The sequence below is a fragment of the Asaia krungthepensis NRIC 0535 genome, from assembly GCF_025995175.1.
GTDB lineage: Bacteria > Pseudomonadota > Alphaproteobacteria > Acetobacterales > Acetobacteraceae > Asaia > Asaia krungthepensis.
Map to the genome: position 1 here is coordinate 79,679 of NZ_BAPV01000009.1, position 21,783 is coordinate 101,461.

At 61.8% G+C, this 21,783-nt stretch carries 17 protein-coding genes; all 17 read left to right on the top strand.

Going from position 1 to position 21,783, the window contains the following annotated elements; genetic code table 11:
* Positions 1-17 precede the first annotated feature (17 nt).
* Positions 18-1,436 (top strand): UDP-N-acetylmuramate--L-alanine ligase, encoded by a 1,419-nt coding sequence (gene murC / locus AA0535_RS06410; protein WP_264815102.1) that lies wholly within the window; start codon positions 18-20, stop codon positions 1,434-1,436.
* Positions 1,433-2,404, top strand: a complete 972-nt coding sequence (gene murB, locus AA0535_RS06415; protein WP_264815103.1) for a UDP-N-acetylmuramate dehydrogenase — start codon at positions 1,433-1,435, stop codon at positions 2,402-2,404. Before murC ends, murB begins: the two co-directional genes overlap by 4 nt.
* A complete protein-coding gene (locus AA0535_RS06420; protein ID WP_264815105.1) occupies positions 2,401-3,339 on the top strand; it encodes a D-alanine--D-alanine ligase in 939 nt (312 codons plus the stop codon). The genes murB and AA0535_RS06420 overlap by 4 nt, the downstream gene beginning before the upstream one ends.
* Positions 3,336-4,439: a cell division protein FtsQ/DivIB gene (locus AA0535_RS06425; RefSeq protein WP_264815106.1), complete on the top strand. Its 1,104-nt coding sequence runs from the start codon at positions 3,336-3,338 to the stop codon at positions 4,437-4,439. The genes AA0535_RS06420 and AA0535_RS06425 overlap by 4 nt, the downstream gene beginning before the upstream one ends.
* Positions 4,436-5,836 (top strand): cell division protein FtsA, encoded by a 1,401-nt coding sequence (ftsA, locus tag AA0535_RS06430; RefSeq protein WP_264815107.1) that lies wholly within the window; start codon positions 4,436-4,438, stop codon positions 5,834-5,836. The genes AA0535_RS06425 and ftsA overlap by 4 nt, the downstream gene beginning before the upstream one ends.
* Before the next feature lie 83 nt (positions 5,837-5,919).
* The gene (gene ftsZ / locus AA0535_RS06435) at positions 5,920-7,407 is read left to right on the top strand and encodes a cell division protein FtsZ (protein ID WP_264815108.1); all 1,488 of its coding nucleotides are present in this window, start codon (positions 5,920-5,922) and stop codon (positions 7,405-7,407) included.
* Positions 7,408-7,577: 170 nt separating this feature from the next.
* Positions 7,578-8,585 carry a UDP-3-O-acyl-N-acetylglucosamine deacetylase gene (lpxC, locus tag AA0535_RS06440; protein WP_264815110.1) on the top strand — a complete coding sequence of 336 codons (1,008 nt, stop codon included), beginning with the start codon at positions 7,578-7,580 and terminating at the stop codon, positions 8,583-8,585.
* Positions 8,586-8,664: 79 nt separating this feature from the next.
* The gene (locus AA0535_RS06445; RefSeq protein WP_264815111.1) at positions 8,665-9,543 is read left to right on the top strand and encodes an outer membrane protein assembly factor BamD; all 879 of its coding nucleotides are present in this window, start codon (positions 8,665-8,667) and stop codon (positions 9,541-9,543) included.
* A gap of 78 nt (positions 9,544-9,621) precedes the next feature.
* A complete protein-coding gene (gene recN / locus AA0535_RS06450; protein ID WP_264815113.1) occupies positions 9,622-11,337 on the top strand; it encodes a DNA repair protein RecN in 1,716 nt (571 codons plus the stop codon).
* Positions 11,337-13,391 carry an NAD-dependent DNA ligase LigA gene (gene ligA, locus AA0535_RS06455; protein WP_264815115.1) on the top strand — a complete coding sequence of 685 codons (2,055 nt, stop codon included), beginning with the start codon at positions 11,337-11,339 and terminating at the stop codon, positions 13,389-13,391. The genes recN and ligA overlap by 1 nt, the downstream gene beginning before the upstream one ends.
* Before the next feature lie 85 nt (positions 13,392-13,476).
* The gene (locus AA0535_RS06460) at positions 13,477-14,817 is read left to right on the top strand and encodes a hemolysin family protein (protein WP_264815116.1); all 1,341 of its coding nucleotides are present in this window, start codon (positions 13,477-13,479) and stop codon (positions 14,815-14,817) included.
* A gap of 106 nt (positions 14,818-14,923) precedes the next feature.
* On the top strand, positions 14,924-16,978 hold the full coding sequence (locus AA0535_RS06465; protein WP_264815117.1) for an FUSC family protein: 2,055 nt from the start codon (positions 14,924-14,926) through the stop codon (positions 16,976-16,978).
* A 34-nt stretch (positions 16,979-17,012) separates the two neighbouring features.
* Complete coding sequence (locus AA0535_RS06470) at positions 17,013-17,207, top strand: DUF1656 domain-containing protein (protein WP_127103535.1); 195 nt, start codon at positions 17,013-17,015, stop codon at positions 17,205-17,207.
* Positions 17,208-17,220: 13 nt separating this feature from the next.
* Positions 17,221-18,168 (top strand): HlyD family efflux transporter periplasmic adaptor subunit, encoded by a 948-nt coding sequence (locus AA0535_RS06475; RefSeq protein ID WP_264815118.1) that lies wholly within the window; start codon positions 17,221-17,223, stop codon positions 18,166-18,168.
* A gap of 51 nt (positions 18,169-18,219) precedes the next feature.
* Complete coding sequence (locus AA0535_RS06480) at positions 18,220-18,792, top strand: nicotinamidase (RefSeq protein ID WP_264815119.1); 573 nt, start codon at positions 18,220-18,222, stop codon at positions 18,790-18,792.
* A gap of 410 nt (positions 18,793-19,202) precedes the next feature.
* Positions 19,203-20,753, top strand: a complete 1,551-nt coding sequence (locus tag AA0535_RS06485; protein WP_264815120.1) for a PepSY domain-containing protein — start codon at positions 19,203-19,205, stop codon at positions 20,751-20,753.
* On the top strand, positions 20,750-21,721 hold the full coding sequence (locus AA0535_RS06490) for a DMT family transporter (protein ID WP_264815121.1): 972 nt from the start codon (positions 20,750-20,752) through the stop codon (positions 21,719-21,721). The genes AA0535_RS06485 and AA0535_RS06490 overlap by 4 nt, the downstream gene beginning before the upstream one ends.
* Positions 21,722-21,783: the final 62 nt, after the last annotated feature.

The following is a 21,783-nucleotide window of genomic DNA, read 5'->3' on the forward strand; positions in this document are numbered from 1 at the left end:
CTCTGAAAGCCTGGTTCATGCGCGCACTTCCCCTGTCCATCGGCACCATCCATTTCGTCGGTATCGGCGGTATTGGCATGTCCGGAATTGCCGAAGTGCTGCATATGCTGGGCTACAAGGTGCAGGGCTCCGATATCAGCGAAAGCGCCAATGTCCTGCGTCTGCGCAAGCTCGGTATCGTCGTGGCGATCGGTCATGACGAGGCCAATCTGGGCACAGCGCAGGTTGTCGTGACCTCCACCGCGGTGAAGAAAGATAATCCCGAGGTGCTTGCTGCACGAGCCCGACTCATTCCTGTCGTGCGTCGCGCTGAAATGCTGGCGGAGCTTATGCGGCTTCGCTGGGCGGTGGCTATTGGCGGCACTCATGGAAAGACCACCACAACCAGCCTCGTCGCCTGCGTGCTCGAACAGGCCCGGCTGGACCCCACAGTGATCAATGGTGGCATCATCGAGGCCTATGGCACTAATACGCGTATGGGCTCGGGCGACTGGATGGTTGTGGAGGCCGATGAAAGCGACGGCTCCTTCCTGCGTCTGCCCGCTGTGATTGCGGTCGTGACCAACATGGACCCCGAGCATCTGGACCACTGGGGCACGGCGGAAGCGATGCAGGCCGCCTATGACCAGTTCGTGTCGAACATCCCCTTCTATGGTTTCGCGGTGCTGTGCATTGATCATCCCGCCGTTCAGCAGATGATCCCGCGCCTGTCCGATCATCGCGTAGTGACCTATGGGTTCAGCCCCCAGGCCGATGTGCGCGCCGACAAGCTGATCACCGATCGGCTGGGCGCGACCTTCGAGGTGGTCATCACCAACCGCACCCGCAAGACCACGCGCCGGGCCGGTCCGTTCCGGCTGCCCATGCTCGGCCAGCATAACGTGCTCAACGCTCTGGCCGCCATCGCCGTCGCGAGCGAGATGGACATCAATGACGAGACGATACGTCTGGCGCTGGCCGGGTTCCGTGGCGTCAAACGTCGTTTCACGCGCTGTGGCGACTTCAATGGCATCACGGTGATCGATGATTACGGCCATCATCCGGTCGAAATCGCCGCCGTTCTGCGCGCTGCCCGTCAGGCGGGTGCCCGCGACGTGATTGCCGTGGTGCAGCCTCATCGGTACTCGCGTCTTGAAGCCCTGTTTAGCGATTTCTGCACCTGCATGAACGATGCCGGGACGGTGATCGTGACCGACGTCTATGCTGCGGGTGAGGCCCCGATCGAGGGCATCAGCCGCGACTCCCTGATCGAGGGACTGCGTGCGAGCGGTCATCGCTCGGTCGTCCCACTGCCCGGCCCGGAACACCTGGCCGAGATGATCAACGCCATCGCCAAACCGGGCGATTTCGTGGTCTGCCTCGGCGCCGGGACCATCACAAACTGGGCGCAGGCTCTGCCCGGTCAGCTCGCCGCCCTGAACGGCAAGGCATCATGAGCAACGCGCTTCGTGATCTCGCCCCAAGGGGGAGGCTGAGCTTCAACGCGCCGCTTGGCCCGCGCGCGTGGTTTCGCACCGGAGGCAATGCCGAGGCCCTGTTTGTCCCCAAGGATGTGCGGGATCTCGCCGAAACCCTGGCCGCCCTGCCCCCGCACACCCCGGTCACGGTCTTAGGGGCATGTTCGAATGTCATCATACGCGATGGCGGGCTGGATGGACTCGTTGTGCGTCTGGCGGGCGGCTTCGCAGAAATCACGATCGAGCCGGACGGACTGATCGCCGGGGCCGCTGCACTCGATATGATTGTTGCAGAACAGGCCGCTGGGGCCGGGTTGGCAGGGCTGGAATTCCTCGCCGGTATTCCGGGCTCGATCGGTGGGGCGGTGGTCATGAACGCGGGCGCCTATGGCTCCGATATGAACGCCGTGCTCGACTGGGCAGAGATCCTGCTGCCTGACGGAACGATCACGACACTCGACAATGCCGCCCTGGCCTTCACCTATCGTCATGCCGTGCTCCCACAAGGGGCCATCGTGCTGCGCGCACGCCTGCGAGCCCAGCCGGGCAACAAGGCGCAGATACGCGCCCATATTGCCGGCATCAAGGAGGCACGCGAGGCCTCACAGCCCATCAAATCCCGTACGGGCGGCTCGACCTTTCGCAATCCGGACGGGCACAAGGCGTGGCAGCTGATTGACGAAGCCGGATGTCGGGGGCTCATCCAGGGCGGCGCTCAGGTGAGCGAAAAACACTGTAATTTCCTGCTCAATCTGGGTGAGGCCACAAGCGCGGATCTGGAGATGCTTGGCGACCTCGTGCGCCAGCGCGTGCTCGACCATAGCGGCATCACGCTGCACTGGGAGATCAAGCGACTGGGCAGGAAAGCTGGCGAAGTCTTGCGCTCCAACGCCGAGGAAAAAGACGCACCATCAGTCGACGAATTACGCCGGGAGGAAACGCCATGAGCCTGAAAATTGCCGTCCTGCAGGGAGGAATTTCCAGCGAGCGTCCCGTCAGCCTGCGTAGCGGCGCAGGCGTGGCGCAGGCTCTTGTCGAGGCCGGTCATGACGTCTTGCGTGTCGATGCCGGTCCTGATCTGGTGGAGACGATCAGGGCATTGCGCGCTGCGTGCCCCGATGTGGTGTTCAACGCGCTTCATGGCCCGCTGGGTGAAGATGGCGCCATTCAGGGCGTGCTGGAATGGATGGGCCTGCCTTACACCCATTCCTCCATCCGTGCGTCTGCACTCGCCATGGACAAGGACGCCTCGCGGCGGGTTTTCGCCGCTGCCGGGCTGCCCGTGGCAGAAGGTCGCGTCGTGACCATGGATGAGCTGGCGGCAGCCGATCCGCTCCCCACACCCTATGTGGTCAAACCCATCGCTGAAGGCTCGTCCTTCGGGGTCGAGATCGTACGCACCGGCAGTAATCGCCGTCAGACCATCGCCGCAGGCTGGGCTTATGGCAACGAGGCGCTGGTCGAGGAATACATCCCCGGTCGCGAGCTCACCGTCGCCGTGCTGGGTGATCGCGCCCTGACCGTGACCGATATCGTGGCCGCGTCGCCGACCGGTGATTTCTACGATTTTGATGCCAAATACGCTCCTGGCGGCTCGGTGCATCATGTTCCCGCTCAGGTCCCCGAGCCGATATTCGAGCAGGCCCTGCGCTGTGCAGAGGCGGCGCACAAGGCGCTGGGGTGTTCCGGTGCCTCGCGCTCCGACTTCCGCTATGACGAGGATAATGCCCGACTGATCCTGCTTGAGGTCAATACCCAGCCCGGCATGACCGCAACCTCGCTTTTGCCAGAGCAGGCAGCCTATTGCGGCATCTCCTACCCCGAGCTCTGTGACTGGCTGGTGCGTGACGCCCTGACGACACGCGGTAAACGCCCTGCATGAAAAACAGACGGCCAGACGCGCCTTATCGCGGCCCGGTGCAGCAGGACAGGCCTGCCCGTCTCGTGCTGTTCATGCGCCGGCACAAGCGCGGGTTGCGTCTGTTCGTCGCTTTCCTCGTTCTGCTTGGACTGGCCGGGTTCGGGATATCGGCGCTGCATCTGTCCGGTTCGGAATCCCGCTTTGCTCCCTATCGGGCAAAGCTCGTCCAGTATCTGCCGTTCCAGATCAAGACCATTCGTGTGGAGGGCCGCAACCTCACGCCCGAAGACGATCTGATGAAAGCGCTGGGCACTTCCGTCGGGCAGCCCATCTTCGGCTTTTCGGTTTCTGCAGCCCGTGACCGTATCGATGCGCTGCCTTTTGTCGACCATGCCATGGTATCGCGGCACATGCCCGACACGGTGGTCGTGAACATCGTCGAGCGGAGCCCGATCGCGGTCTGGCAGGATCATGGCCATTTCATCCTGATCAATCGCGCGGGAGAGAAGGTTCCCGATCAGGGGCTCGAAGGCAAGAACGGTCAGGCCTTCATCCGCCTCCCCCTCGTCGTGGGCGAAGGGGCGAATGTGGCTGCCTCTTCACTTGTCGACGCGCTGACGGCAAACCCCACGGTCAAGGATTTCGTGGTGGCCGCGGTGCGTATCGGTCAGAGGCGCTGGAATCTCACACTGCGTGATGGTGCCACTGTCCTTCTGCCCGAGGGGCAGGAGCAGGCGGCGCTGAACCGTCTCACCCAGTATCAGACCCAGTTCCGCCTCCTTGAACGTCCGGTCGTCTCGATCGACATGCGCCTGCCGGACAGAATGGTCATTCATCAGCCTCCGGCACCAGAGACACCTCCCGGCCAGGATCAGGGCAAGGCATCGGTGGCGACCCCGGGTCAGACAGGTGCGCAAACGGATGGCGCGTCGGCTGTCCCGGATGGCGCGTCTCAAGCTACGCCTCAGGGGACACCTGCAAACGCTGCACCCCAGCGACACGGCGAAGCCGGAAATCCGCCGCAATCGCGGCACAGATCCAGTCCGGCCCCCGCCACGCGCAACGGGGGATCCACCGCCCCCAATACGATACCCGCAGATGGAGCCCCGACAGAAGAATGAACGATCTCGTGGCCACAGATCCGGACTCGCCCCGCAAAAAGCGACGTCGCACCGTGCGCAGCCGTGCGCTGCTTCCGGTCAGCACCGGGCGCCGCCAGCATGAGCGTTCTGAGGAACATATTCTTTCTCTGCCCCCCGCCGATGAGCCAGCTATGCCCCGCCACTGGCGCGTGGGCGTGTTCGGGGTGCTCGATATCGGCTCGACCAAGATGACCTGCCTGATCGGCAGGGGGGAAGCTGACGGAACCCTGCGCGTTCTGGGATACGGATGGCGGAGGTCCCGTGGCATCCGCAACGGCAATATCGTCGACCTCAAGGAAGCCGAGCAAGCCATACGGGCGACAGTCGGTCAGGCAGAAGACGCCGCCGATCGTCGCCTGGACAATATCGCGGTCAATCTTTCCTGCGGTCATCCCGAAAGTCGTCTGTTCAATGCCCGCATGCCCATTGGCGGTCATGAGGTCAGCGACAGTGACATGGCCCGTGTCGTCACAGAAGGCCAGGCCCGCGCCTATACCGAAGGACGCAGCGTGGTCCACACCCTCCCCATTGGCTACGCCGTGGATGACACCTACGGGATTGTCGATCCGCGCGGGCAGGTCTGCGAGCAGCTGACCGCCCGGCTGCATGTCGTCGATGCAGCAACCACGGCGGTGCGCACGCTCGACTCCGTTCTGATGCGCGCAGAGCTGAAGATGACCGGTCTCGTCTCAGCCTCACTCGCCTCGGGTCTGTCCGTTCTGGATGCCGATGAGCGCGAGCTTGGCGCAACGGTTGTGGATATGGGTGGCGGTACGACATCCATCGCCGTTTTCGGCGATGGCATGCTGCGTCATACGGCTTTCCTGCCCGTGGGCGGGCTGCATGTGACACGCGACCTCGCCGGCATGCTCTCGACGTCGCTCGATGAGGCCGAGCGGTTGAAAACCAAATACGGTGCCGCCGAACTCTCGGCAGAAGACAGCGGCGAACTGATTACCATGCAGAAGATCGGCGAGGCTGCGGGCTCCCTGACACAGGTTTCACGCGCGAGGCTCGTCTCGGCCATACGGCCACGTATCGAGGAGACGCTCGAACTTGTGCGCGATCGTCTCGATGATGCCGGGTTCGGTCGTACCGGGCGCGAACGCGTTGTCCTGACGGGCGGAGCCTCCCTGCTCGATGGCGTCGGGCCCATGGCGGCCCGCATTCTGGACCGTCCCGTCCGGCTGGGGCGTCCGCTCGGCATCGTGGGTCTGCCAGAGATCGGCGCTAATTCTGCCGGTTTTTCAACGGCATCCGGCCTTCTGGCCTGGGTGGCGGGAGCAGATCGCGGCTTTCACGATGCGGATAGTCCCGAGCCCCGCCCGAGTGGGATGCTAAAGCGACTTGTTCACCTTATTAGGGGTCGCGCATGACGGAAAACTAACCTATGTAGGTTATGCTTTTCAGTCATTCTCCTTGATTTCAGGACTGATTCCAGCCCTATCCGGATTACGCCATGACGCTCAACCTCACTGCCCCGCAATACAACTATTCCGATTTCTCACCGCGTATCACCGTTATCGGTGTCGGCGGTGGCGGCATGAATGCCGTTAATAACATGATCGAAATGCAGTTGCAGGGTGTCGAGTTCGTTGTGGCCAATACCGATGCCCAGGCATTGGCAGGCTCCCGCGCCGAACGCCGCGTGCAGCTCGGTCCGCATCTGACGCAGGGCCTCGGCGCCGGTGCCAAACCCGAGATCGGCAAGGCAGCAGCCGAGGAAGCGGCGGACGAGATCAGCCGTCATATCGACGGTGCCCACATGGTGTTCGTGACCGCAGGCATGGGTGGCGGTACGGGCACGGGTGCGGCACCGGTCATCGCCAAGATGGCACGCGACCGCAAGATCCTGACGGTTGGCGTGGTCAGCACCCCGTTCGGGTTCGAAGGGGCGCGACGCAAGAAAGTGGCAGAGGCCGGAATTGCCGAGCTTCAGCAATATGTCGATACGCTGATCGTCATTCCGAACCAGAACCTGTTCCGTATGGCCACTATGCACACCACGCTGCGTGAAGCCTTTAAGATGGCCGACGAAGTCCTTTACATGGGCGTGCGCGGCGTGACCGATCTGATGCTGGCTCCCGGCCTGATCAATCTCGACTTCGCCGATATCCGCACCGTCATGGCCGAGATGGGCAAGGCGATGATGGGCACGGGTGAGGCCGAGGGTGAGGATCGTGCGCTGGAGGCAGCCAACCGTGCCATCTCCAACCCGCTCCTCGACGATTCCTCGATGTCGGGCGCTCGTGGCCTGCTGATCAACATCACGGGTGGCGATGACCTGACGCTCTATGAAGTCGATCAGGCCGCCGAGCGCATCCGCCAGGAAGTCGCCGATGATGCAACGATCATCTGGGGATCGGCGATCGATTCAACGCTCAATGGCCGCATACGCGTCTCGGTCGTCGCCACGGGCATTGATGGCAGCCGTCCGCCGGAACCCGAGCATGTCGAGCCTCCAGTCGAGGTGCAGGCTGAAGCCCCTGTTGTCACCGATGGTGCCGAACTCGGGCCCAATGGTGCGCAACAGCCTTTCCAGCCCGCCTCGACCTATGCATCGGTGCCGCGTCAGCAGCCCCATTATGCGCTCGACACCCCCCCTCAGGGAGCCGCATCGGCACCGTCACCCCATTCCGTCCCGCCTCAGGCCGCCAAGGTTGCGCCCCAGCCTGCCCCGTCCCCCCGTTCGGGCCTGTTCTCGGATCAGGGCCACCGCCCGGCCCCCGAGCCGCAGGCCCAGCCACGCAGCCTGTTCGGTATCGTGACCGGTGCGCTTCGGGGTCGCCCCGCCTCGAGCAATGCCCCGGCGCATGATGACATTCCGCGCAATGAGCCGACGGTTGTCGAACGTGCCGAATCGCCTCGCTCGGTATCGAGCCATGACTCAGGCGAAGAGAGCGGGCTCGATATCCCAGCCTTCCTACGCCGTGATCAGGGTCGCTGAGAGCGACATCCTTTGTAGCATCCTGAAACAAGAATTACTCATTAGTTTCAGGATGTTAGACCGTAATGTTTGGCAATAAACATTGACTGGTCTGCCCTCCCCCCGAGCGGCTAGAGCTATCTCAGAACCTGGAACATGACGTGCCAGTAATAAGGAGAGGCTCACTCATCATGCAGATCACGGCTGAAACACCGTTCAAAGCATCGATCCTGCCTCCCTCGCTCTTCAAGACGCCTTCCGATCTCCCCGCTCTCAACCAGAACGCGTCACGCATGCCCTGGCAGCACACGATCAAGCAGCCGATTACCTGTGTGGGCGTCGGCCTCCATACCGGTCGACAGATGCGCATGACGCTCTCCCCCGCCCCGGCCGATCACGGCATTGTCTTTCATCGCATCGACCTGCCCGGCTCCGCGCCGATCGAGGCGCGTTATGACAATGTGATCTGCACTCGCCTGAGCACGGTGATTGCCAATGAATTGGCTCCGGAGGTCCGGGTTGCAACAATCGAACATCTGATGGCAGCGCTTCATGCCAATGGCATCAGCAATCTGCGCATCGATATAGACGGCCCCGAAACTCCGGTACTCGATGGGTCTGCGGCCGAGTTCGACTTCCTGATCCAGTGCGCCGGCGTCGCCACGCAGGCAGCCCCTCGCACCGTGATCGAGATTTTGCGCCGTGTTCATGTAGAAGACCCGAACGGCGCCTTCGCCGAACTGCGTCCTGCCCGCTCCGGCTTTGCACTTGCCATATCGATCGATTTTACGGCCCCTGCCATCGGTCATCAGCGTCATGCCATGCCGCTCACCCTGCAGCGCTTCCGTCAGGAAGTCGGCTTCTGCCGTACTTTTGTCGAGCGCAAGGAAATCGAGGCCCTTCAGAACATGGGCCTAGCCCGCGGAGGCTCTCTGCATAATGCCATCGTCGTTGAGGATGATCACGTTCTGAACCCTGGCGGCCTGCGTCACCCGAAAGAATTCGTTCGCCACAAGTTGATGGATGCCGTGGGCGATCTGTATCTGGCAGGCCATGCCTTCAAGGCGGGCTTCATGGGGCACAAATCCGGCCACGGTCTGAACAACAGGTTGCTTCGCGCCGTCTTTGCCTCGAGCGAAAACTGGCGTCTGGTCGGCAACGAAGTCCACAGCAAGGCGGCAATACACGCAACTGCGTAAGAGAAACGATCTCGTGCGCCCAGGTCTTCCGCGAATGGTCAGGCGTGATATAAGACCGTTCGTCAGTGGAAGAGTCGGCATGCATCAGAACACAGAACGTAACGTACCTCCTGCGCGCAAGCGTCAGCGTCTCGCTGTCGCAATGATGGCGAGCAGTTTTCTGCTCCTGAGCGGCTGCTCCCTCTTTTCCAACAAGGAAGAGGTCAAGGCTCCCAAAGTCGCCAGTGCCGAGGCTCTGTACAATTACGGCATCGATGCCCTGCACTCGAAGCGATACACGCTGGCGAGCGGCGAGTTCGAACTCCTGCAGCAGAACTACCCTTATTCCGGCTATGTCGGTAATGCCGAGCTGATGGAAGGCTATGCGTATTATCTGCAGGGAGAATACGCGCTCTCGGTCCAGCAGCTGGAACGTTATCTGCTGCTGCACCCGACGAGCCCCGACGCTGCCTACGCCTATTATCTGCGCGCGCTCTGCTATTATGAACAGATTGCCGAAGTGCAGCGCGACCAGCAGGGAACCGTGGAAGCCCTGAGTGCGCTGGAGGAGGTTGTCACACGCTTCCCCCAGACGGCTTATGCACGCGATGCCCAGCTCAAGATCGACCTCTGCCGCGACCATCTGGCAGGCAAGGAAATGCTCGTCGGGCGTTACTACCAGCAGCAGCATAATTACGAGGCTGCTCTCGGTCGTTACCAGCGCGTCGTGGCCGATTTCCAGACGACCAACCATGTCGCGGAAGCCCTTGAGCGTATTGTCGAAGTCAATCTCGAGCTCGGCCTCGTGGACGATGCCCGCAAGGCCGCGTCGGTGCTCGGATATAACTATCCCAACAGCCAGTGGTATCGTTACAGCTACAACCTGCTGCGCAACCGCAACCTTCTGGCCGAACACAGCGTGGTTCCCGGCTCGACACAGCGCGGCTTTTTCGGTCGCGTGTGGCACTCGGTTTTCTGATCCGGCCGAGACACTTACCCCGCCGGGGCGTTCACCCGGCGGTGCGGTTTCCACGCTGACTAATCAGGGCTCCATGTCATGCTGACTCACCTCTCGATACGCGACGTTGTCCTGATCGAGAGGCTCGATCTGCCCTTCCACCCCGGGCTGACAGTGCTGACGGGTGAAACGGGGGCTGGCAAATCCATCCTGCTCGACTCACTCGGTCTGACCCTGGGCGACCGCGCCAGCGGAGGGCTCGTTCGCGCAGGGGCGGATCAGGCTGCGGTTTCCGCCTGTTTCGAAATTTCCGAAAGCCATCCCGTTCATCAACTCCTCGCAGAGCAGGGGATCGCGCTCGACGACCCGCACGAGCCTCTCGTGCTGCGTCGGACCGTCACCGCGGATGCCCGCTCGAGGGCTTATGTGAACGACCAGCCTATCGGGGTCGGGTTGCTGCGCCGCATTGCCGCGCTGCTGGTCGAGATTCAGGGTCAGCACGATCAGATGGGTCTTGCCGATCAAAGCACCCATCTCGATTTGCTCGATGCGTTCGGCGTCGACCGCCGCGCGCGGGACGCTGTCGCCCGCAGCTATCGGCGTTGGATCGAAGCCACCGCAGCCCTGGCCGCCGCCCAATCGGAAATGGAGGCCACGCGCCGCGAGGAGGACTGGCTGAGGCAATCGGTTGAGGACCTCGCCGCCCTCGCCCCGCAGGAAGATGAGGAAGAGCAGCTTGCGGCACTCCGTATCGGCTTGCAGCAGAATGAGCGCCGGGGCGAGGCCATAGCCGCCGCTCTCTCCGAACTTACCCCTCGCGATCGTCGCTCCGCCACCCCGGCTGCCGCCCTGCGCAATGCCAGCCGCACGCTGGCGCGTCTCCTTCCGGCGCCGGGAGACGATAACGCGCCCAGTTCGGCCCAGCAGCATCAGGCGCAGGAAGCTCTGGGGGCGCTGGAAAAAGCGGAGGAGGCGCTGGCCGAAGCCGAGACCCTGCTCTCGCGCCTTGCCGCCGACGCGGACACGGACCCCAAACTGCTCGAGGAGACCGAAGAGCGGCTCTTTGCCCTGCGTGCCGCCGGACGCAAGCATGGTGTGGCGGTCAATGAGCTCGCGGCGTTGCTGGCCAACCTGCAAGCGCGGCTTGAGGCGCTTGATTCCGGCAATGCGCGCATCGAGCAGCTTCAGGCCGAGACAAAGGCGGCACGCGAGGTTTTTGCGACCGAGGCCGAAGCTCTGAGCCAGATCCGGACGCGCGCCGCGCGCCGTCTGGAAACGGCTGTCATGGCCGAACTCAAACCCGTCCGCCTCGAACGGGCGCGTTTCATCGTTGCGCTGACCCCACTTGAACCGGAGGCCTGGAATCTGCGGGGCAAGGAGCAGGCCTCTTTCCTGATCGCCGCCAACCCGGGCCAGCCTCCGGGCCCTCTGGCCAAGGTCGCCTCGGGCGGTGAACTCTCGCGGCTCATGCTCGCGCTCAAGGTGGTTCTGGCCGAGCGTTCCGCCATCCCCACTCTCGTATTCGACGAGGTGGATTCCGGCGTGGGCGGCGCCACGGCCTCCTCCATCGGTGATCGTCTGCATCGCGTGGCGCAGGATGTTCAGGTGCTCGTGGTCACCCACAGCCCACAGGTTGCAGCACGGGGCGATCAGCATCTGCGCATCAGCAAGCGCATCCGCAAGGAGCGCACCGAGACGCTGGCGGAGAAGCTCTCGGCGGAGGAGCGACGCGAGGAAATTGCCCGCATGCTCGCCGGAGAAACCATCACGGATGCCGCCCGCACGGCAGCAGACAGCCTTCTGGAACAAGAATAATGGACGACATCCACGCCAGAGAACACGCCCGGCTCGCGGCGCTCATCGCGCGCTGGAATGCGGCCTATTATCAGAACGACGCGCCAGAAGTCTCGGATGCGGAATATGACTCCACGCGGCGCAACCTCGTTACGCTGGAGGAAACCTATCCCGAGCTCAAGGCCAAAGATGGGGTGACGGACAGCGTCGGGGCTGCCCCCGATTCAGCCTTCGGCAAGCAGGCGCATCGCGTGCCCATGCTCTCGCTTGATAACGTGTTCACCACCGAGGAATTCGACGCCTTCGTGGCAAAGGCTGCGCGCTTCCTCGGGCTTGATGCGGCTGCAGCGGATGCGCTCGCTTTTGTTGCAGAGCCCAAAATCGACGGGCTTTCGATCAATCTCACCTATGTCGGGGGTGCGCTCGTACGTGGGACCACGCGCGGCGATGGCATGGTCGGGGAAGATGTGACCGCCAATCTGCTGACCATTGCCGATATCCCCCGCAAGCTCACGGGAAAATTCCCGGATGAAATCGAGATACGCGGCGAAATCTTCATGGCCAAGGCCGACTTCCTGGCGCTGAACGAGACGATGCAGGCGCAGGGGCAAAAGAGCTTTGCCAATCCCCGTAATGCGGCTGCGGGCTCGTTGCGTCAGCTCGACCCTACGGTAACCGCCCGCCGCCCGCTTTCGCTTTTCGCCTACGCGCAGGGCTATGCCAGCGCCGCATGCGCCGATACGCATTGGGCTTATCTCGAGCAGTTGCGCGCCTGGGGTTTCCCCGTCAATCCACTGTCCCACCGCATCGCCCATGCGAGCGATATCGCCGCTTATATCGACACGTTGGCGCGCGATCGTGCTGCCCTGCCCTATGATATAGATGGCGTGGTCTTCAAGCTCGACGCGATCGCCCTGCAGACTCGTCTCGGTTTCGTGGGCCGTGCACCGCGCTGGGCCATCGCATGGAAATTCCCGTCGGAACAAGCCATCACTCGCCTTGAGAAGATCGAGATACAGGTGGGGCGTACCGGCGCTCTGACACCGACGGCTCATCTGCAACCGGTCAATGTCGGTGGGGTGATCGTCTCGAGAGCGACGCTGCATAACGAGGACGAAATCGCCCGGAAGGACGTGCGCCCCGGTGATCTCGTACGCGTCCAGCGCGCTGGCGACGTCATTCCGCAAATACTTGGCCCTGTACCCGAGGACGCGCCCCGGAGCCCGGCTTTCGTCTTCCCTACACGCTGCCCGGTATGCAACTCCCTGACAGAGCGACCTGAGGGCGAAGCCGTGCGCCGTTGCACGGGCGGACTGACCTGTGAGGCGCAGGTGGTCGAGCGTCTCATTCATTTCGTCTCCCGCCCTGCCTTCGATATCGACGGGCTCGGTGAGCGTTCCATCCGTGAGTTTCATGAGATCGGCCTGATCGACAAACCGGGCGATATCTTCCGCCTCCATGAAAAAGCCGATCTGATACGCAGCCGCGAGGGCTGGGGCGAGGTCTCGACACGTAATCTGCTGCAGGCCATCGAGCAGCGCCGCAGCATCAGTTTCAGCCGCTTTCTCTTCGGGCTCGGAATTCGCCGGATCGGAGAGCGCACCGCGCAGCTTCTGGCGCGCCATTATCAGAGCTACGAAGCCTGGGTTGAGGCCATGCACGCTGCCCGCGTGATCGGATCGGACGAGCGACTCGCGCTTGGCAGCATCATGGGGATCGGCGAGAGCATCGTGGCTGACCTCCTCGCGTTTTTCGCCGAGCCGCATAATGTCGAGACATTGGCAGACCTGCGCGGGCAACTCACCATCGAACAAGAAGCCCGCCCGGAATCGGGACCGCTCTCGGGCAAGACCATCGTCTTTACCGGCACGCTGCACAGCATGACTCGACCGGAAGCAAAGGCCATTGCAGAGCGGCTCGGGGCACAGGTGAGTGACTCAGTTTCCAAGAAAACCGGGCTTGTGGTGCTGGGCGAAAAAGCAGGATCGAAAGCCAAAAAAGCGGCGGATCTGGGTCTCGAAACCTGCGATGAGGCGGGCTGGCGGGAAATTGCCGGGCTGCCCCCCGCTCCGTGACGGACGAATACTGGCAAGGGAGGCAGAAAAGGCCTAAATACGGGCTCTCGCTATCCTTCGTCCCTGTTTATGAGGAGCCACGCGCATGACGTTGCTGCTTCTGGGCCTTGCGGCCATGGTGGCAGCTATTGCCGTCTCCATCTTGATTTCCCTTTCTGAAATCTCCTTCGCTGCAGCGCGCGATATCCGGCTGCGCGCGCTGGCCGATCAGGGCGATGCACGGGCCTCGGCCTTTCTGAAGTTGCGCCGCAACAGCGGCCAGGTCATCACGGTATTGCAGATCTGCCTCAATGCGGTAGGCGTTCTGGGCGGCGTGATTTCCAGTGAACTCCTGACTCCTGCTTTCAGCACGGCCCTGATTGAAGCTGGCTTGACGCAGGGCGTGGCGACCAAGACCGCTGCAACCCTTGCCTTCGTGATCGTGACCGGCCTGTTCGTGCTTTTTGCCGATCTGCTGCCCAAGCGGATCGCGCTCAATAATCCTGACCGCGTAGCGCTGCGCGTAGGCTGGTTTCTCACCGGCGCACTCCGGGTGCTTTACCCGGCGGTCTGGATCTTCTCGATCATCTCGGACTGGCTCCTGAGCCTGCTCCGCATTCCTGCCGCCTCCGCCGTGGAGCCCGTGACCCCCGAAGATCTGAATGCCATGCTTGCAGCGGGCACGGCATCGGGCGTGTTGCAGGAAAAAGAGCATCAGCTGATCCAGAACGTGCTGGCCCTCCAGGATCGTTCCGTCACCTCCGCTATGACGCCACGCGACGAGATCGTGTTCCTCGACGTTCAGGAATCACTCGAATCTCAGCGTGACAAGGTGCGCATCCGTCCCTATTCGCGCTATCCGCTCTGCGATGGCGGCCTCGATCACGTCATCGGATCGATACGCGCAGAGGACGTACTCGTCGCCGTGGTCGATGAGGTGCCGCCCCATGCTGATCCGAGCCAGCCGATCAGCAGCCAGATATTCCGCATGAGGCGCGATACGCTTTCTCTGCCGGACACGCTGAATCTGTGGGACACGCTCGCCCAGTTCGACACCCATGGCGCCGGGTTTGCGCTTATCGTCAACGAGTATGGTCTTGTTGTCGGGCTGATTACCTTCAAGGACATCATGGGCGCGCTCATGGATGGTCTGGCCAGCCCCTTCGAAGAACAGGCAATCGTTCGGCGCGATGCCAATTCGTGGCTGATCGACGGTGCGGCCCCGATCGGCGATGTCTTTCGCGAGCTGGACATCGATCTCGATGCCGAACGCGACCTGTTTCATACCATTGGCGGTTTCGTCATGCACCGGTTGCGTCGCATGGCGCGCAAGGCTGACCGTGTCGAGGCCGCAGGCTATCGGTTCGAGGTCGTCGATGTCGACGGGTTCCGGATCAATCAGCTTCTGGTCTCACGTATGGCGCCCCCTGAATCGGGTGGTTTCTGAAGCGTATCTGACAAAGGATTTCCAAGCCCGTCTCCGGGCGATGCGTGCTTGACCTGCACAGCCCACGAGGCGTTCTTCATCCCGGAGTCAGTTTTCCGGATGGAGCATGATGAGCGACGGGGCGCAGACGCGCATACGCTGGTGGCCTCTGCCAAGCGATCTGCCCAATCCGCCTTTTCCACCTGGCTGGATCGGTTTTTCTCTGCGCAGCTGGGCGGCTATCTGCCTCGCTCTCGCAACAGCTTTCTGGGCGCAGCTGGACGCACCGGCCGGAGCTGCGGTCACGGTCATGATCATTACCCAGCCTTTGCGCGGGCAGGCCCTGTCCAAGGCACTCTATCGCCTGATCGGCACCGCGCTCGGCGTGGCGGCCTCCATTCTCCTGATTGCCTGCTTCAGTCAGGACCGTGGCATGTTGCTGGGCGGCTGTGCGCTCTGGCTGGCTGGCTGCACCTATATCGGCTCGCTTGAGCGTAACTTTCGCTCCTATGGCGCCCTGCTGGCTGGCTATACGATTGCGCTGGTCGCAATCAACGTCATCGACACGCCCCAGAACGTTTTCGATGTTGCCCTTTCGCGAGCGAGCTGTGTTGCAATCGGCATCGCCTCGGTCGCCTTCGTCAATATGCTGACAGGCTCACCCAAAGCCTGGCAGAAACTGGCCGATAGTCTGGAAGCCAGAGCGCGCGAGATACGCGATTTCGGTCGTCGGGCGATGCAGGGTGAAACCGTGCCGGATGCCATGGAAACAACGGCTCTGGCGGGCGATATCCTCTCCCTTTCGGCCCAGATCACCTATGCGAGAACGGAAATCGATCGCTCGACGCGACGCAGCGCGGGCGCGCGTCTTGCCATCATCGGCATGCTGACCGTGCTCGGCTCGGGCCGGGCCATCGCCCATATCCTGCGCCACAAGACCATCACCCCCCTTGCTCGCCGCCACGTACTGGCCTGGCATGAATTGCGGGAGGATCACAGCGACCGCTACGAGACCGTCAGCTCCCTGATCGAGGCGATGCGCAAGGAGGAGCCCGACTACCATCCCGATGCCAGCGATGCCCATTTTCTCGAGCGCAGCGCCGTGATGCTGAGCAATCGGCTGCATATCAGCACCGGGATCGACACCCTGCAGCATGCAACGCCAGCCGGAGAAGCGCTGAAACTGGCGCAGATCGCGCAACACCCGGATTATGTTGCCGCATTGGTCAACGCCCTGCGTGTGCTGCTTGGCTTTTCCATCATGGCGGGGCTGTGCATAGCGAGCGATCAACCCGCCTCCATGGCCGCGCTATCCCAGGCGGCGCTCATTCTGACGCTTGCCTCAACGGCGGCCGATACGTCGCAATTCGGTATGGGGGCGATACTTGGCCTGTCTCTCGCCGTGCTCGTCGCCGTCATCATGAATTACTTCATTCTGCCGCATGTCGCGGCCTTCGGCGCTCTGGCGCTGGTGTTCCTGCCTCACACGATATTTGCCTGCCTGATGCTCATGAATGGCCGGACAAGCGCCATTGGCTTCAATTACGGCGCGTTCTTCCCGGTTATTCTCGGGCTCAGCAATCATCAGGATTACGATCCTCTGGCGTTTATTTCGCGCAATATCTTCTATCTCGTCTCGGGCGTCATCGCCTTCGTCATCCTGGTGCTCCTTTTCCCCCCGACACCCAGGAGCCGCCGCTTTCGTATTGCCGCGACCATTGGTCAGGATCTTGAGGCGCAACTCCGGGGCAATGGAAGACCCGCAGGCGCAGCATTGCTCAGCCTGAAATATGATCGTCTGGCGCAGCTCCTCACCTGGACGAAACGCATGGATGCCGGACGCCCGATCAATCGCCACGTGTTCAATCGTCTGGTCATGCTCGAGGATCTCGCAACGACACTCGCCCGTGTGCGACACTATCTGGACGAGGCGAGACAGGCCCCCTGCCTCGGCGCGCTTTCGGCAGAGGCGCATTGCCTGGTCAATTCGGCCAGTTTTCCTACCCTCGCCCATGCACTGCCCAAACTGAGCGCCCGGTTCCTGCAGATTGCGCAGGAGGCCACGCCGCGGGAGCGGGCAGTCGCCATCCTCTGCGCAGGAAGCCTTGAGGCAGTGCGGTCCACCTTGCAGGATAACCGTTCGACCCTGCTCCATTTCGGCCTCGGACGCGCCCGATGGTGAGATCTGTCAAGACCTGCCTCGAGGGAGCCTGTCGATGAGTGAAGTTGTCGATCTCGAGGGCGTGCTGGTCTCGGCGTTCATCGCCAATCTCTTTCTCGCCCTGCTGACGCTCGCACTCATACGGTGGTGTTTCGGCAGGCTCAATCTCTGGCGGTTTTTCTGGAATCCGCCCCTCGCCCAGTTCGGCCTGCTGGTCTGTCTGCTCGGCCTCTATACCTGGCTCCTGTGAAAGAACCCTGCCCGTGCTCGCTCGCGCCTCACGCCTGATCAGATGGCTCATCACCCTGTCGATCCTCGTCGTTGCCGGGGTCGTCATCGTGATCCTGTGGGACTATTACACCGCAGCCCCTTGGACCCGGAACGGGCAGGTACGCGCGCAGGTGGTGAACATGGCCCCCCGTGTCTCGGGCGAGATCCTAGAGGTACGCGTTCAGGACAACGAATTCGTTCACAAGGGGGACGTGCTCTATGTCATCGACCCTTTCGACTTCAAGGTGCGGGTCGCAACCGCAGAAGCCAATCTGGCCGAACGCAAGGCCGATCTCGATTTCCGACTATCGCAGTTCCAGCGGCGGCGGATCATTCCGGGCGTTGCCGTATCGGGAGAGGAAAAGCAGCAATATGCCGCGGCGGCCGCGCAGGCCCACGCGCAATATGACGCAGCGCAAGCTGCGTTACGACAGGCGCGCATCGATCTCGAGCGCACCATCGTTCATAGTTCGATCGACGGCTACGTCACCAATCTCCTGATGCGCCCCGGTGATTTTGCCACGGCTGGCCATGTGAATATCCAGATCATCGATTCCGCCTCCTATTGGGTGGACGGATATTTCGAGGAAACCAAGGTCCATAACATCGAGATAGGCGATCCGGTGCGCATGGATCTTATGGGAGCGCATCATCCGGTATTCGGCCATGTGGAGAGCATCACGCGCGGTATTTCCAGCATGAACGCCAGCACGGCCACACAGGGCCTGCCCTCCGTCGATCCGGTTTATACCTGGGTGCGTCTCGCCCAACGCATTCCGGTGCGCGTACATATCGACCAGTTACCACCCGACCTGCATCTGGCGGCTGGCATGACGGCAACCGTGACCATCGTCACCGAGAATGGGCACAGGCGCCACATGTCGGCCAAGGACGCTTTGCATCATTTCGGCGATGACATGCGCCACGTTATCGGTCACTGATGGTCGGGAATTGTCCCGGTGCCCGCGTGACGCACCTCATGGAGCCTGTGAATGGTGCCCACCTTGCAGAACCCGGCCAGAACGGCCCTGATCATCGTTGATGTTCAGAATGATTTCCTGCCGGGCGGCGCCTTGGCCGTACCGAAGGGGGATCTGATCCTGCCACCGGTAAACCAGCTCGTTCGACAGGACTTTGCCGCGATCATCGCGACACGGGACTGGCATCCGGCCGCACATGTCTCTTTCATTTCTGAGGGGGGACCATGGCCGGTCCATTGTGTGGCGGGCACCGCGGGGGCAGATTTTCCAAGCGAGCTTGATCGGAGCCGCATAAGTCACATCATCCATAAGGGCCTCGATCCCGCCTGTGACTCCTATTCCGGCTTTTTTGACAATGAGCGCCGCCATTCGACAGGACTGAATGCGTTATTGCGCGGTCTGAGTATCGAGCATGTGGTGCTCTGCGGTCTGGCCCTCGATTTCTGCGTCAACGCCACAGCCCGCGACGCACTGAAACTGGGCTTTACCACGACGCTCATCCGCTCCGCCTGCCGGGGCATTGCTCCGGATGACGGACCTTGCCTGAGCGCTCTGCGCGACAGTGGCGTGACCATCGCCCCCTGATATCTGCCCCCCGGTTTAATGGTCGTGCTTTACCCTTCCAGCCCCGAGAGAGGGGACGCCGATCTTCAGGCACCGACACCGCGGGAAAGAGCCTGACCTGAAATGCTCCGCCCATTGCACGCGTATTTCCTTGTTTCCCGTCACCGTACGCACCACAAATCGATCGGGACATTGCCATTCGATCCGGGGTCTTCCGACAGTGATGACATGGCATACGTCGCATCTCTTCAGTTACCTGTGATTGCCCATCAGACGGCGCAAACGCTCCTCGCAGAGAAAGCGCGGCGTCAGACTTCTCCTTTGAGCACCCCCTGTCAGAGCGCACGCCTCGATACCGTGGTCGCGGATGGCCTGGTCACCGTACCGGATAGGACCGATCCAGTCAGCGGCTCTGCAGAAGGCGGTACTTGATGGCCGCCCCCTCATCCTCGTTAAAACGACGCAAGAGGATCGTTCGTCTGGCCTTCCTCATGCATCGCTGGCTCGGTATCACGGTGGGAACAATGATGATCCTGTGGTGCCTCTCGGGCATGGTGATGCTGTGGCAGGCATGGCCTGTCCCGGATCCTGCTGCATCACGCATGGCGCATGGGGTTATCGACTTAAGGATCGCTCCCGTTTTCCCGCGATTGCACGAGGCTTATCGCAGTTTTCGTCTGACCATGGCCGGCCGTGTCCCGCTCCTGCAGACCGTGACCCTTCAGGGCCTGACAACGAGTCATGATCTGCGTGACGGGCGGATCGTCATGGCGTCTTCCGGGGCGGGTTCTGACGCCAGGGATACGGGCTCGTCGTCCCTCCTTTCCCCCGATGATGTTCTTGACGACGCCCGTCGATACGCCCTCGCAACCGGGGATCAGGGCGTGCTGACTTTCCGCGGGATCAAAAGGGATGATCAGTGGATCATGAACACGAAAGGGCGTGAAACAGGTTTCTATCGTTATGACAGCGATAGCACCTCTGGCAGTATTCTTTATCTCTCCCCCCTTACCGGCGATGTCGTGCAGGCAACGACACGGCAATCGCGCTTCTGGGCATGGGTCGGTGCCATACCGCACTGGCTCTACCCATCACTCTTGCGACGCCATGCCCAACTCTGGTCCAATGTCCTGATCGTTCTTTCCGGTGCGGGAATTGTTCTGACATTGCTCGGATTGTGGATCGGGTGGCGCCGTCTGAATACCGGCCGACACATCTCACCCTACCGCCATATCCATTACCTGCATCATATCGCGGGTCTGGCGTTTGGCCCGTTATTGCTCTCCTGGATCGTGACCGGCTTTCTGACCATGAATCCGGGCGGGTTTCTCGCACGTCGCGACGCACCGGACTGGACCACAAAACTCTATACAGCTCTCCCGGACGACATGCCTGACACCGTGATGGCCAGTCTGAGCGCCCATCCCGATCGGCATTTCCGGGATTTGCGGGCGGCTTCGCTGGGTGGCCATCCTTTTCTTGTAGGGACGAATGCCGACGGAACGACGCAGCGCCTGAATAGCCACCTCGATCCGTTTCCCTTGACACAGAATGCTGTCGAGGCTGCCGTTCGCGAAACAGGGCTGCAGGGCGTTGTAACGAAACTCGAACGAGATGATCGCTTCTATTTTTCCACACGCCACGTTACCCGCTCTTTCCCGGTTTACCGCGTGACGGGATCCGACGGCGTACAGCTTTATCTCGACGGGCAGTCAGGCTTGCCTCTGCTTGTCGTCGACGGTGCAGCGCGCGGATCACGCTGGATCATCTATGGTCCGCATGACTTCGATTTCTTTCCCTGGCTTCGTCTTCCCCTGACGCGGCTCATCCTTGTTTTTCCGGTGCTCCTGAGTGTCACGCTGGTCTCACTCGCCGGGGGTGTGATCGGGTTGAGGCGTCTGATACGCCGCAGGGGGCCATCGGGAACACGCCATAACCGCAAGGCGACAACACCACCGGCCGGGGATAAGAAGCATTCATGACGTCACAAGAGCCCCATCGTAATATTCCGCTCGGCCTGATCTGCGGGGCGGGGGCGGGCGCGCTTTGGGGGCTGGTGTTTCTGGCCCCCGAGCTTATTCGGGATTTCAGCCCGCTCGATCTCGCCGCGGGCCGCTATCTGGCTTACGGGCTCATCTCAATACTGCTTCTTGGGGCCAGATTACCTGCCCTGTGCCGCATTCTGGAAAAGCGCGACTGGAAATCCCTCTTCTGGCTCTCGTTTTTCGGCAATAGTTTTTATTATGTCATGCTCTCCATGGCGGTACAGCAAGGCGGAATCGCCCTCACTTCACTCGTGATCGGTTTCATGCCCGTCGCTGTCACAATCATTGGCAGCCGCGATGACGATGCCCCGGCTTTCATCAAGCTGGCTCCTTCCCTGTTTTTCTGTATGACAGGTGCTCTCTGCGTCGGATGGCAGGCGGTGTTTCAGGGTGGCTCAGGTGCAGAGGCCGGCCACTCTTCAGTGCTTGGATTGCTCTGTGCCTGCGCTGCGCTCGTCTCATGGACCGGTTTTGCAGTGGGCAACAGCCGCGCGCTCGGACGGTTGCACCGTGTCTCATCCCATGAATGGAACCTGCTGACCGGGCTCGTGACCGGCGCCCAGGCCGTCATCCTGCTCGTCGTCGCTCTGCTGATGGACGACACCGCGCATCCGCACGCAGCATGGATGAAATTTGCGTCCGTCTCAGCGGGTGTTGCTGTTATCGCATCACTCTGCGGCAACGCCCTGTGGAACCGCATGAGCCGGTTGCTTCCTCTCACCCTGACAGGTCAGATGATCCTGTTCGAGACGCTGTTCGCCTTGCTCTATGGTTTTCTCTGGGACTGGCGACTGCCACACCCGCTTGAAATCGGGGCGTTCTGCTTCATCGTGCTCAGCGTGTTGAGCTGTGTTGCCGCACACCGCAAGCCATCGGTCGACGCTGTCTCGCTGCCCTCGGACTGACCCCTGTCGCCTCGCCTCATCCGGACCGCCGTCCTCGTCGATCTATCCAGACCGCGCAAGCA